14 protein-coding genes are annotated in these 12519 nt (G+C 73.0%); 7 read left to right on the top strand and 7 right to left on the bottom strand.

Annotated features, from left to right (window positions below; genetic code table 11):
• Window positions 1-25: 25 nt before the first annotated feature.
• Complete coding sequence (locus IO30_RS0101400) at window positions 26-1582, bottom strand: M28 family metallopeptidase (protein WP_031138366.1); 1557 nt, start codon at window positions 1580-1582, stop codon at window positions 26-28.
• 172 nt (window positions 1583-1754) lie between these two features.
• A complete protein-coding gene (locus IO30_RS0101395; protein ID WP_031138364.1) occupies window positions 1755-2879 on the bottom strand; it encodes a DUF5937 family protein in 1125 nt (374 codons plus the stop codon).
• A 211-nt stretch (window positions 2880-3090) separates the two neighbouring features.
• Between IO30_RS0101395 and IO30_RS0101390 the strand changes: the two genes are divergently transcribed.
• Complete coding sequence (locus IO30_RS0101390) at window positions 3091-3300, top strand: hypothetical protein (protein ID WP_031138362.1); 210 nt, start codon at window positions 3091-3093, stop codon at window positions 3298-3300.
• Window positions 3301-3364: 64 nt separating this feature from the next.
• Here the strand turns inward: IO30_RS0101390 and IO30_RS0101385 are convergent, their stop codons facing one another.
• The 5 genes from IO30_RS0101385 to IO30_RS0101365 are packed head-to-tail and all read right to left on the bottom strand — an operon-like array spanning window position 3365 to window position 8815.
• Entirely contained in the window at window positions 3365-4177 is an 813-nt protein-coding gene (locus IO30_RS0101385) for a type III pantothenate kinase (RefSeq protein WP_031138360.1), read from the bottom strand.
• A 3-nt stretch (window positions 4178-4180) separates the two neighbouring features.
• Window positions 4181-5158, bottom strand: a complete 978-nt coding sequence (nadC, locus tag IO30_RS0101380; RefSeq protein WP_031138358.1) for a carboxylating nicotinate-nucleotide diphosphorylase — start codon at window positions 5156-5158, stop codon at window positions 4181-4183.
• Between the two features lie 2 nt (window positions 5159-5160).
• Window positions 5161-6912, bottom strand: coding sequence for an L-aspartate oxidase (locus tag IO30_RS0101375; protein ID WP_031138356.1), 1752 nt, complete (start codon window positions 6910-6912; stop codon window positions 5161-5163).
• On the bottom strand, window positions 6909-7901 hold the full coding sequence (gene panC / locus IO30_RS0101370; protein WP_031138354.1) for a pantoate--beta-alanine ligase: 993 nt from the start codon (window positions 7899-7901) through the stop codon (window positions 6909-6911). Before panC ends, IO30_RS0101375 begins: the two co-directional genes overlap by 4 nt.
• Window positions 7898-8815, bottom strand: a complete 918-nt coding sequence (locus IO30_RS0101365; protein ID WP_031138352.1) for a Rossmann-like and DUF2520 domain-containing protein — start codon at window positions 8813-8815, stop codon at window positions 7898-7900. The genes panC and IO30_RS0101365 overlap by 4 nt, the downstream gene beginning before the upstream one ends.
• Window positions 8816-8944: 129 nt before the next feature.
• On the opposite strand from IO30_RS0101365, the gene IO30_RS0101360 reads away from it, so the two are divergent.
• From IO30_RS0101360 to IO30_RS0101335, 6 genes are all read left to right on the top strand, one after another.
• The gene (locus IO30_RS0101360; RefSeq protein ID WP_031138350.1) at window positions 8945-10066 is read left to right on the top strand and encodes a threonine aldolase family protein; all 1122 of its coding nucleotides are present in this window, start codon (window positions 8945-8947) and stop codon (window positions 10064-10066) included.
• Between the two features lie 146 nt (window positions 10067-10212).
• Complete coding sequence (locus IO30_RS0101355; RefSeq protein WP_031138348.1) at window positions 10213-10398, top strand: DUF397 domain-containing protein; 186 nt, start codon at window positions 10213-10215, stop codon at window positions 10396-10398.
• An 80-nt stretch (window positions 10399-10478) separates the two neighbouring features.
• Window positions 10479-11075 (top strand): hypothetical protein, encoded by a 597-nt coding sequence (locus tag IO30_RS0101350; protein WP_031138346.1) that lies wholly within the window; start codon window positions 10479-10481, stop codon window positions 11073-11075.
• Window positions 11076-11089: 14 nt separating this feature from the next.
• The gene (locus IO30_RS45830; protein WP_031138345.1) at window positions 11090-11257 is read left to right on the top strand and encodes a hypothetical protein; all 168 of its coding nucleotides are present in this window, start codon (window positions 11090-11092) and stop codon (window positions 11255-11257) included.
• A 138-nt stretch (window positions 11258-11395) separates the two neighbouring features.
• Window positions 11396-11899, top strand: a complete 504-nt coding sequence (locus IO30_RS0101340; protein ID WP_078903726.1) for a BlaI/MecI/CopY family transcriptional regulator — start codon at window positions 11396-11398, stop codon at window positions 11897-11899.
• A gap of 11 nt (window positions 11900-11910) precedes the next feature.
• Window positions 11911-12441: an amino-acid N-acetyltransferase gene (locus tag IO30_RS0101335; protein WP_031138341.1), complete on the top strand. Its 531-nt coding sequence runs from the start codon at window positions 11911-11913 to the stop codon at window positions 12439-12441.
• The last annotated feature ends 78 nt before the right edge of the window (window positions 12442-12519 follow it).

Below are 12519 nucleotides of genomic sequence, written 5' to 3'. Positions count from 1 at the left end.
CCGCCGAAAGGTACTGCTTTAGCTGCTACTGCGTGACCTCGTGGCCGTGGCCCTCGTGCAGGCCGCCGCCGCTGCCCGTACCCGGGGTGGACGGCTGTGGGACGACCGGCTTCGTCAGCGGGGCCAGGTCGTGGGCGTAGTGGCCGACCGCGTCCGCGATGACGTCGACGTTGATGTCGAGCGCCTTCTGGTCGATGTTGGTGATGTCGTCACCCTTGCCGTGGTAGTTCACGTCGTACGCGACGCCCGCCTGGCCGCCGAACTTGGCCGCCTGGGCATCGGTCTTGATGCCCTCGGCGCCGGTGAAGGTGCCGCCGGAGGGGATGCCCACCTCGATGAACGGGCCGTAGTCGGAGCGGCCGGAGAAGTCGGTGCCCTCGTGCGGGATGTTCTTCGAGTCGAGGAAGCCGGTGATGCCCCGCTCGATCTGCGCGGAGCCCTCGGGGCCGGGACCGGCGCCCGTGGCGTCCGAGTCGTCGCCGTCGTAGACGAAGTAGGCGGCGTTCGGCGAGGCGATCATGTCGAAGTTCAGGTAGAGCTTGATCTTCTTCTTCTCGGCGTCCGTCAGCCCGGCGACGTACGCCTCGGAGCCGAGCAGGCCGAACTCCTCCGCCGACCACCAGGCGAACTTGACCTTGTTCTTGATCTTCGACTGGCTGCTCGCGAGGCGCTGCGCGACCTGGAGGATGCCGGCCGAGCCGGATCCGTTGTCGTTGATGCCCGGGCCCGCCGCGACCGAGTCGAGGTGGGCGCCGAGGAACACGGTGTTGTTCTCGTCGCCGCCGCGGGTCTCGGCGACCACGTTGAAGGTCTTGCGGTTCTCGCGCAGCTCGCGGATGTCGAGGGTGACCTCGACCGGACCCGCTGCCGCCTCGGCGGCCAGCTTCTCGCCCTCCGCCTGGGTGACGCCGCCGGTCGGGACCTTGCCCACGGCCGGGTCGCCGAGGGTGCCGTTCAGCGCGCCGTCGGTGTTGTTGTAGATGACCGCGCCGACCGCGCCGGCCGCGGCCGCGTTCTGCTGCTTCACCGCGAAGGCGCAGCCGCCGCGCTTGACCAGGGCGATCTTGCCCGTGAAGGCGCCCGCGGCGAAGTCGCCGGGCTCGCAGCCGTTGGTGCCGTCCGCGTCGACCGGGGCGACCGCGACCTGCGCGGTGACACCGCCCTCGGGGCCGCTCGCGGTGTACGTCATCAGGTGGATCGGGACGTCGCGTCCGGCCGGACCGTTCACGGTGAGCTTCTCGGCGAGGGCCTCGACGTAGACGAAGTCGAACTCGTTGCGGGTCACCTTGTACCCGGCCGCGCGCATCACGGCCTCGATGTACTGGGCGGACTGCACGTGGCCCTTGGAACCGGCCACGCGGGTGCCGTTGTTGTAGTCGGCGATCGACTGGAACACCTTGAGGTGGTTGTTGGCGCCCTTGCCGGTCGCTTCCTTGACCAGCTTCTTGGCCAGTGCGTCGCCCCGGGCGGCATCGCTCTGCGGGCTCCCGGTGGCACCGGCGGGGCCGGCGAGGAGCAGCGGGGAGACAAGGGCCGCAGCTGCCAGTGCGGCAGTTGCTGCGGCTATACGACGAGAGGGCATGAAGGTCCTTCCACGACAACAAGGCGAGCAGAAGCGGTGCACGCGGTACGCGGGGGGAGCGGTTGACGCACGTTAAACAAGAAGTGGCCACTCTGACCAGAGTTTTCGCCGATTCCGGTTTATGAATTCCGTATATCGGTGACTCTGCGCCGTCAGGAACCGGTCATTCCGCCTAGCGGAGCAGTCCCTCTATGAGGTCCGACCCCAGCCGTGCGACGACGGACAGGTCCAACTGGTGCTGGACGTAGCGGCCCTGACGCCGGGTGTGCATCAGCCCGGCCTTCTTCAGGACCGCGAGGTGCCGTGACACCTCGGGCGCGGTGATCCCGTGGACGGTCGCCAGCTCGCTCGTCGTGTACGGGGCCCGGGCGAGGCTGCGGCACAGGGTCATCCGCATCGGGTGCGCCAGCGCCTCCATCCGCCGCTGGAGCAGCTCCACCGGCCCGGGCGCCGAGGCCAGCTGGGGGGAGCCGAGCGGGTAGTGGACCACGGGACGCCAGCCCGGTGCGTGCAGCACGAGCAGGTGCGGCCAGCCGAAGTTGGTCGGTATGAAGACCAGCCCGGGCCCCATCCGGGGATCGGTGGCGGTGGTCGACCCGTTGACCATCTTGTCGGCGGTGATCGTCGTCAGGCCCCCGTCCACGCTCAGCGCGGAGGAGACCTCCTTCAGCGCGGCGGGCAGCCCCTTGCGCCGCAGCACCTCGGTCTTGTGCCGGGCGTCCGCGCTCTGCCCGGGCTCGATGCGCTTCCAGGTCTCGGCGAAGAAGGCCTCGTCGCAGTCCTCCAGGAGCCGGCGCATCCACACCCGTACGGAGCCCGGGTCGTCCAGCAGCCGGACGGAGAAGTCCAGCTGGCGCGGGCCGCGGGCGGCGGCCGTCTCCAGGGCCTTGGCCCGGGCCCCCGCATCCGTCAGCGGGGAGGGCCAGCCGCCCTCGTTGTACAGCGCGATCCAGCAGTGCTCCAGGGCAGCCGTCACGAACTGCTCGTCGTCCAGCCGGTCGAGCACGTCGAGTTCCCCGGCCAGGGTCGCGGCGGGACGCCCGGTCCCGCCGGGGGTGCCCGCGAAGGGCATGAAGATGTCGGAGAACGAACTGCGCCACATGAAGTCGCCCTCCAGCAGCCGGTCGGCCAGGCAGGGGTCGAGCGTGGCGGCGGTGGCGGTGGTCCAGGAGGCGAGCCCGGGGTGATGGGCGGGCTGGGAGAGCGCGTGCAGCGCCATGCAGAGCTCCGCGAGCGGCGAGGGCGTGAAGGAGATCCGCTCGGCGGGGAGCCCGGCGATGTCGATGGTGACGCTCATCGCCCCATTCTGCCGGTGCGCCTGCCGCCCGGGGCGCCGGGCCGCAGCCCGGGCGGGGCCGGACGGGGGACCGCGGACCCCGCGGCGGGCGGGGCCGGACGGGTGGCCCGCACCGGGGCCGGGCCCCTGGTCACAGGGCTCGGAGGGGGGATGATTGACGCGTGACGTCAATCGGCGCGCGGTGCGCTGCCGACGGGGTGAGGGTGGAGGCATGAGCGCGATCGAGCAGTACCTCATCGACACCTACCGGGCGTCGCAGCACGGCGACCCGATGCCCCCGCCGCCGGGCCGGGACGACCTCGCCGTGCTCCGCGAAGCCAGGAACTACGAACAGCTCCGGGCGGTCCTCGACGGCCGCCCGGCCCGGCATCCCTGGAGGGCCGCTCTGCACCGCCTGCTGACCCGCCCGCACGCCTGCTGACCAGCGCCGGACCGCCGCAGGCCCGGCCGCCTGCCCGGCCGGGCCCGCCGAAGGCCCGGCCCGGCTACTGGCTGAACTTGGGCGCGTTGCGCTCGTAGACCAGTCGCAGACCGATCAGGGTCAGCCACGGCTCGTGGTCGTCGATCACCGAGGACTCCCCGAGGACCATCGGGGCCAGGCCGCCGGTCGCGATGACACGGACGTCGTCCGGGGCGCCGCCCGGACCCGCGAGCTCCTTGGCCATCCGCGTGACGACCCCGTCGACCTGCCCCGCGAACCCGTAGACCACACCCGACTGCATCGCCTCGACCGTGGACTTGCCGATCACGTTGCGCGGGCGGGCCAGCTCGATCTTGCGGAGCTGGGCGCCCCGTACGCCGAGCGCCTCCATCGAGATCTCGATGCCCGGGGCGATCACCCCGCCCACGTACTCGCCCTTCGCGGACACCGCGTCGAAGGTGGTCGCCGTACCGAAGTCGACCACGATCGCCGGACCCCCGAAGAGCTCGACGGCCGCGACCGCGTTGATGATGCGGTCCGCGCCGACCTCCTTCGGGTTGTCCATGAGGATCGGCACGCCCGTCTTGATGCCGGGCTCCACCAGCACCGCCGGGACGTCCCCGTAGTAGCGACGGGTGACCTCGCGCAGCTCGTGCAGCACCGAGGGCACCGTCGAGCAGATCGCGATGCCGTGGATCCCGTCGCCCAGCTCGCTGCCGAGCATCGGGTGCATGCCCATCAGGCCCTGGAGCAGCACGGCCATCTCGTCGGCCGTGCGCCGCGGGTCGGTCGAGATGCGCCAGTGCTCGACGATCTCGTCACCGTCGAACAGGCCCAGGACCGTATGGGTGTTGCCCACGTCGATGGTGAGGAGCACGGGTTACACCGCCTCGCGCAGATCGAGGCCGATGTCCAGGATCGGGGAGGAGTGCGTCAGCGCGCCCACGGCCAGGTAGTCCACGCCGGTCAGGGCGTAGTCGCGGGCGGAGTCGAGGGTCAGGCGGCCGGAGGACTCCAGGGTGGCGCGCCCGGCCACCAGGGCCACGGCCTCGGCGGTCTGCGTCACGGTGAAGTTGTCCAGCAGGATCAGGTCGGCGCCCGCCTCCAGGACCTCGCCGACCTGCTCCAGGGTGTCGACCTCGACCTCGATCGGCACCTCCGGGAAGGCCTCGCGGACGGCCTTGAAGGCCTGCGCGACCCCGCCCGCCGCGATCACGTGGTTGTCCTTCACCAGCGCGGCGTCCGACAGCGACATCCGGTGGTTGACGCCGCCGCCGCAGCGGACCGCGTACTTCTCCAGCGAGCGCAGGCCCGGGGTGGTCTTGCGGGTGTCGCGGACCTTGGCCGTGGTGCCGTCCAGGACGTCCGCCCAGCGGCGGGTGGCCGTGGCGATGCCCGACAGCCGGCACATGATGTTCAGCGCGCTGCGCTCACCGGTCAGCAGGTCACGGGTGCGCGAGCGCACGGAGAGCAGCAGCTGGCCGGCCTCGACGCGGTCGCCGTCCTCGGCGTGCCGCTCCACCTCGAAGGTGTCGGTGCACACCACGGAGAACACGGCCTCCGCGATCCGCAGGCCCGCGACGACGCCGCCCTCGCGGGCGACGAAGTCGGCGATCGCCTCGGCGTCCTCGGGGACGGTGGCGACGGTGGTCACGTCCTCACCGCCGTCCAGGTCCTCGGACAGCGCCATGTGCGCGATGTCCTCGACCTCGATCGGGTCCAGGCCCGCGTCCGCGAGCAGCTGGGCGAGCGCCGGGTCGAGGCCGCTCTCCTCGCCGTCGCCGCAGGCGCAGTCGTCGCCGCAGCCGCCGTCGTTGTCGGCGGGCTGCTCGATCAGGGGGAGTTCGGGGGTGCTCACGGTCACTTCTCCAGGCTGGGGGGATTCGGGGAGGTCAGGGGGACGCGTACGGACGGGAAGTCCGCGGAGTCGGTCGGGGTGACGACCAGGGCGCGCCGCTCGGTCGCGGAGAGCCGGACGACGAGGTGGCGGCGCCAGTCGGCGTCGTCCCGGTCCGGGTGGTCCTCGCGCCAGTGGCAGCCGCGGGTCTCCACGCGCCGTTCGGCGGCGGCGACCAGGACGCGGGCCACGCACAGCAGGTTCGTGGCCTCCCAGGTCTCCACCCCCGGTTCGGCGGTCTTGCCGTGGGCTTCCAGCTCGTTCAGGGCCGTCGCGTACAGCCCTTCGAGGGCCTCGGCGGCCCGGTGCAGGGACCCGGCGGAGCGGAGCACGCCCGCGCCGTCCGTCATGATCCGCTGGATCTCGTAGCGCGCCTCGGCGGGCTGCAGCGGGCCGGTCGCGGGCACCGGGATGCCCGGGCCGCTGCCGGTGCGGGCCTGCGTGACGATGTCGTCGGCGATCCGCTCGGCGAAGACCAGGCCCTCCAGCAGGGAGTTGGAGGCCAGCCGGTTCGCGCCGTGCACACCGGTGCAGGCGACCTCGCCGCAGGCGTACAGCCCGGGGACCGTGGTGCGGCCGTGCAGGTCCGTCCGTACGCCGCCGGACGCGTAGTGCGCGGCGGGCGCCACCGGGATCGGCTCGGTCACCGGGTCGATGCCGTGGGAGCGGCAGGCGGCCAGGATCGTCGGGAAGCGCTGCTCCCACATCTCGGCGCCGAAGTGCCGGGCGTCCAGGTACATGTGCCGGGCGCCCTGCTCCTGCATGCGGCGCATGATGCCCTTGGCGACGATGTCCCGCGGGGCCAGCTCGGCGAGCTCGTGCTGGCCGGTCATGAAGCGGACGCCGTCCGCGTCGACGAGGTACGCGCCCTCGCCGCGGACCGCCTCGGACACCAGGGGCTGCTGCCCCTCGGCGTCCGGGCCGAGGAAGAGCACCGTCGGGTGGAACTGCACGAATTCCAGGTCGGACACCTCGGCCCCGGCGCGCAGGGCGAGGGCCACGCCGTCGCCGGTGGACACCGAGGGATTGGTGGTGGCGGAGAAGACCTGGCCCATGCCGCCGGTCGCCAGGATCACGGCGGGCGCGTGGACGGCGCCCACCCCGTCGTGCTGGCCCTCGCCCATGACGTGCAGGGTCACGCCCGCCGTACGGCCTTCGGCGTCCTGGAGGAGGTCCAGGACCAGCGCGTTCTCCACCGTCTCGATGCCGGCGGCCTGCACGGCCTCGACGAGCGCCCGGGAGATCTCGGCGCCGGTGGCGTCGCCGCCGGCGTGCGCGATCCGCCGCCGGTGGTGGCCGCCCTCGCGGGTCAGCTCTATCTCACCGGTCGCGGCGGAGGTGTCGAAGACGGCGCCCGCCGCGATGAGCCGGCGCACGGCGTCCGGGCCCTCGGTGACCAGCAGCCGTACGGCGGCCTCGTCGCACAGGCCCGCACCCGCGACCAGGGTGTCGTCCAGGTGCTGCTCGGGGGTGTCGCCCTCACCGAGCGCCGCGGCGATGCCGCCCTGCGCCCAGCGGGTGGAGCCGTCGTCGAGGCGGGCCTTGGTGACCACGACCGTACGGCGGCCCCCGGCGGCGCACCGCAGTGCGGCCGTCAGGCCCGCGACGCCCGAACCGACGACCACGACGTCGGCTTCGAGGGACCAGCCGGGAGCCGGGGCGTGCAGCCGTATGCCGGTGCCGCCCGGCTGGGTGCCTCTGCCTGCGCTGTTCACGAGTGTGCTCCGAACTCCAATGGGATGTTGTCGATCAGCCGGGTCGTGCCCACCTTCGCGGCGACGGCCAGCACGGCCTGCCCGGTGAAGCCGGGGCCGGCCTCGGAGAAGTCCTGCGGGTCGACCAGCGCCAGGTAGTCCAGGACCAGCGGCGGGTCCTGGCGGCCCGCCTCCTCCAGGACGTGGCGCGCGGCGGCCCGTACGGCGTCCGGCAGCCCGCTGCCCGAGGCCGAGACGGCGTGCGCGTCGGCCGAGGCCCGGATCTCGCCGAGCCGGGCCAGGGCGGTCGCCCGCCCGTCGCTGGCCGGCGAGGCCTCGGCGCGGGCGCGCAGCGCCGCCTGCGCGGCGAGCCGGTCGCGCCCGGCGAACAGGGCCCGGGACAGCGCCAGCGCGGTGCGCCGCTCGGCGGGCGAGAGGTAGCGGTTGCGGGAGGACAGCGCCAGCCCGTCCTCCTCGCGGACGGTCGGTACGCCGACCACCTCGACGGGGAAGTTCAGGTCGGTCACCATGCGCCGGATCAGCGCCAGCTGCTGGGCGTCCTTCTGACCGAAGAGGGCCAGGTCGGGACGGGTGAGGTGGAGCAGTTTGGCGACGACGGTCAGCATCCCGTCGAAGTGGCCGGGGCGGGTGGACCCCTCCAGGCGCTCCCCCATGGGCCCGGCGCTGATCCGCACCTGCGGATCGCCCCCCGGGTAGACCTCGTCCACGGCCGGGGCGAACACGGCGTCCGCTCCGGCCTCCCGGGCGATGCGCAGGTCGGCGTCCAGGGTGCGCGGGTAGCGGTCGAGGTCCTCGCCCGCCCCGAACTGCAGGGGGTTCACGAAGACGGTGACCACGACCTGGCCCGCGGGGCCGGCCAGCTCGCGGGCGGTGCGCACGAGGGTGGCGTGCCCCTCGTGCAGGGCGCCCATGGTCATCACCACGGCCCGGCGGCCGGTGCGCGGGAGCTTCTGCAGCTCCTCGGAAGTGTCGAGCAGGATCCCGCTCACAGGTCGTCGCCCCCGCTGTGGTCGGTGTCGTCGGCGAGCACGCCGAGCAGGTCCTCGGCGAGTTCGGGCTTGAGCAGCCCGTGCGCCAGGGCCCGGTCGGCGGTGGTGCGCGCCATGGCCAGGTACCCGGCGACCGTGCCCGGGGCGTGCTTGCGCAGCTCCGAGACGTGCGCGGCGACCGTACCGGCGTCGCCGCGGGCCACCGGCCCGGTCAGGGCGGCGTCCCCGGAGCGCAGGGCGTTGTCCAGGGCCGCGCCGAGCAGCGGGCCGAGCATCCGGTCGGGGTGCTCGACCCCGGCCTTGCGCAGCAGCTCCATCGACTGGGCCACGAGGGTGACCAGGTGGTTCGCGCCGAGGGCCAGGGCCGCGTGGTACAGCGGGCGGGCCTCCTCGGCGATCCACTCGGGCTCCCCGCCCATCTCGATGACCAGGGCCTCGGCGGCGAGCCGCAGCTCCTCGGGGGCGGTGACGCCGAAGGAGCAGCCGGCCAGCCGCTGCACGTCGACCTCGGTGCCCGTGAAGGTCATCGCCGGGTGCAGGGCCAGCGGCAGGGCGCCCGCGCGCCGCGCGGGGTCCAGCACGGCGGTCCCGTACCGCCCGGAGGTGTGGACGAGGAGCTGGCCGGGACGGACCGCGCCGGTCTCGGCGAGCCCTTCGACCAGGGACGGCAGGGCGTCGTCCGGGACGGTCAGGAGCACCAGGTCGGCGTGTTCCAGCACCTGGGCGGGCGGGACCACCGGCACGTCGGGCAGCATGCGCGCGGCGCGCCGCAGGGACGCGTCGGAGACCCCGGACACGGCGACGGGCCGGTGTCCGGCCTGCTGGAGGGCGCGGGCCAGTGCGGGACCGACCCGGCCGGCTCCGACGACGCCGACGGCGAGCCGGGCAGGGCGCGGCTGCTGTGATGAGTTCACGCGGGGAGGGCCTTCCGTTCCAGTCCGCGGGGGGTACCGGACGATACGCCGCCATGCTAGGCCCTGGCCGCGTCATCCACGCAGACGAGCCCGGTCCGCCCGCCTCACCGGGTCGGCGATGATCGGGGCATGAGCGACGACACGGAGCGTACGAAGCGACTGGTGGCGGCCTGGCGCGGGGCGGAGCGGGTGCTGTCCCGCAGCCTGCTGGAGCCGACGGTCGGGGAGTTGCTGGAGGCGCTCGCGGGGGCCCCGTACGACACGGACGAACCGGCCGACGTCTACGGCGACGGGGTCGTCGCCGCCCTGGAGCGGCGGGTCGCGGAGCTGCTGGGCACCGAGGACGCGGCCTTCTTCCCGTCCGGGACGATGGCCCAGCAGGTCGCCCTGCGGTGCTGGGCGGGGCGTACGGGCAGTCCGGTCGTGGCCCTGCACCCGATGAGCCACCCCGAGCGGTGGGAGGAGGCCGCGCTGCCGGTCGTCGCCGGCCTGCGGACGGTGCACCCGACGACGGAGGCCCGCCAGCCGGAGCCGGCGGAGGTCCGCGACCTCCCGGAGCCGTTCGGCACGCTGATGCTGGAACTGCCGCTGCGGGACGCGGGTTTCCTGCTGCCGTCGTGGGAGGAGCTGACGGAGCTGGTCGACGCCGCCCGCGAGCGGGACGCGGTGGTCCACTTCGACGGGGCCCGGCTGTGGGAGTCCACGGTGCACTTCGGCCGCCCGCTGCCGGAGATCGCCGCCCTGGCCGACTCGGTCTACGTCTCCTTCTACAAGTCCCTCGGCGGGCTCAGCGGCGCCGCCCTCGCCGGGTCCGCCGCCTTCGTGGAGGAGACCCGGGTCTGGCGCCACCGGTACGGGGGCCGCGTCTTCCGCCAGTTCCCGCAGGCGCTGGCGGCGCTGGCCGGGCTGGAGCGGGAGCTGCCCCGGCTGCCGCAGTACGTGGCGCAGGCGCGGGTGGTGGCCGGGGCGCTCCGGGAGGCCTTCGCGCAGGCGCCGGTGCCCTGGTTCCGGGTCCACCCGCAGGAGCCGCACACCCACCAGTTCCAGGTGTGGCTCCCGTACGAGGCGGACCGCCTGACGGACGCGGGGCTGCGGCTGGCCGAGGAGACGGGCACGGTCCTGTTCCGCCGGTGGTCCCCGGACGGACCGCCGGGGCTGGCGGTGACCGAGCTGGAGATCACGCAGCCGGGCCTGGAGTGGACGGCCGCGGACGTCCGGGAGGCGGTCGCGGCGTTCGTTTCCCGGCTGTAGCGGTGCGACCCGGTATGACCCTCTATGACCAGGTGCGACCTGGTACGAATCGCCGAATTCCGCGGAAGTCATCGGTTCGGCTCCGGCGTGGCGCTAACGTCCCTCCACGGAAAAGACCGGCGGAGGCCGTGACCGGAGGAGACACCATGACTGCTCAGCCCATGTGGCGGAAGTCCTCGTTCTGCGGTGAGGGGGACGCCTGCGTCTACGTGGCGACCGCACCCGGGTCCCTGGTGCGCGTGGCCGACCGGGCCGACCCGGCCCACCTCGTCCTGGCGACGACCCAGGCGGCCTGGTCCGACTTCCTGCGGGCGGTCAAGACCACCGGCTGAGGCCCTCCGGCAGCGGGACCGGCGCGCCGAGAACGGCCACCCTGAGGGGATTTTGTCCGATTAGCGCGTATCTTCGGCCCATGCCCACGCCCTACGGATCCCGCGGCGGCATGGCGTTCAGCGCTGCCGAGCTGCACGTGCTCATGCGCTCACTCGCCCACGCCCTTCAGTCCTCCTCGGCCCCCCTGGCGGCCGAGGAGGTCCAGGACTGCCTGCGCCTCGCGCAGTCGGTGGACGACGCGGTCCAGGAGGCCGACCGGCTCAGAGCCTTCCTCCTGGAGGATCTGGGCCGCTACCGGGGCGCCCTGCCCGGCAGCCTCTCCGGGTACCTGGAGCTGCTCCAGGACGCGCTCGCCGCCGGGTACGAGCCGCTCCCCGACGACCTCGCCGCCCTGCGGGCCCTGCGCGCCAACCCGGTCGCGGCGGCCCTGCTCGACCGGGCCCGGACCGTGGCGGAGCGCTCCGTACGCAGACGGCTCTCGACCGCCCCCGCGCCCCGTACGCGGCTGCTGGCGCTGGCCGGCGGGCAGCCGCCCCGGCCGGGGCCCTCCCCGCAGCCCAAGCAGCCGCCCGGGGAGGAGCCCCGCCCGGAGCGGCCGATCCCGACCCCGGGCGAGGTGTTCCCGCCGCGCCGCAAGCCCGTCCCGCCCCCGGCGGCCGGACGCGCCGCGGGGTAGCTACGCTGTGGGGCATGGACTACGTCTCCGCGCTCCTGCCCCCCATCGTGATGGCCGCGTTCTTCATCGCCCTCGTCGTGACGATCGTGAAGACCCAGGGCGGGGCGAACAAGGCCAAGGAAGACGCCGCGGTCGACGCCGTGATCGCCCGGGCCGAGGCCGCCCAGCAGTCCCAGAAGTAGGACCGGCCGTCCCGCCGGGCACAAGGCCCCTCCCGCGTGACGGGGCCTGCCCGGCCGTACCGGCTTTCGCCCGATTTAGTTGCGCGTTGTCGGCCCAATAGCCGGGCAATTCCCCACAACCCGCACTATCGTGCTGCTGTGCCTCGCCCCTTGGGAGAACTCGAAGACGCAGTCATGACGCGGGTGTGGCAGTGGAACCGCCCGGTCACCGTTCGAGAAGTACTGGAAGACCTCCAGCAGGAACGGTCCATCGCCTACACCACGGTGATGACCGTTATGGACAATCTTCATCAGAAGGGCTGGGTCCGCCGGGAAGCCGAAGGCCGCGCCTATCGATATACGGCGGTCTCCACCCGTGCCGCCTACTCGGCCGCACTGATGAACGAAGCCTGGTCGACGAGCGACAACCCCGCGGCCGCTCTCGTCGCCTTCTTCGGGATGATGTCCGCGGAACAGCGCGAAGCCCTCCGTGACGCCGTACGGATCGTCCAGCCCGCCGAACCGGCCGCCGAACCGGCCGCGGAAACCGCTGCCGGACCGGCCGCCGAGCCCGCCGCAGAAGCACCCGCAGCGCCCGAGGCACCCGCGCCACCTGCGCCGGAAGGGGACTCCGCCGCGCCGCAGGACGGCCCGGGGCGATAACGTCCGGGGCCATGGGAGAGTTTTCCGCTGCACATGCAGAAACAGTGACGATCCGCCGCGCCCGCACCGGTGACGTTCCCGCGCTGCGCCGCCTGCTGGACCAGTACGTGCAGCAGCGGATCCTGCTCGACAAAGCCCCCGTCGTCCTTTACGAGGACATCCAGGAGTTCTGGGTCGCGGAACGCTCCTTGGACGGCCAGGTGGTGGGCTGCGGGGCTCTCCACGTCATGTGGGAAGACCTCGCCGAAGTCCGAACTCTCGCCGTCGACCGGGAGTTGAAGGGCGGTGGCGTCGGCCATCGGGTGCTGGAGCAGTTGTTGCGCACCGCCCGCGATCTGGGGGTCAGCCGCGTTTTCTGCCTGACCTTCGAAGTGGACTTCTTCGCGAAGCACGGCTTCGTCGAGATCGGCGAGACCCCCGTCGAGACCGATGTGTACATGGAGCTCCTGCGTTCCTATGACGAGGGCGTCGCCGAGTTCCTCGGTCTCGAACGAGTGAAGCCGAACACCTTGGGCAACAGTCGGATGCTTCTGCACCTCTGATCGATCACCCCGGCTATTCCGGTGGCGGAGGGGCCTGTGGCCTATGTCCGAATCGCGCACGTTTCCCGCCCCGATGCG

This window comes from Streptomyces xanthophaeus, assembly GCF_000725805.1.
In the GTDB taxonomy this organism is placed as follows: domain Bacteria; phylum Actinomycetota; class Actinomycetes; order Streptomycetales; family Streptomycetaceae; genus Streptomyces; species Streptomyces xanthophaeus.
Note: the sequence above shows the minus strand (reverse complement) of the source record. Positions and strands in the feature narration are given on the sequence as shown.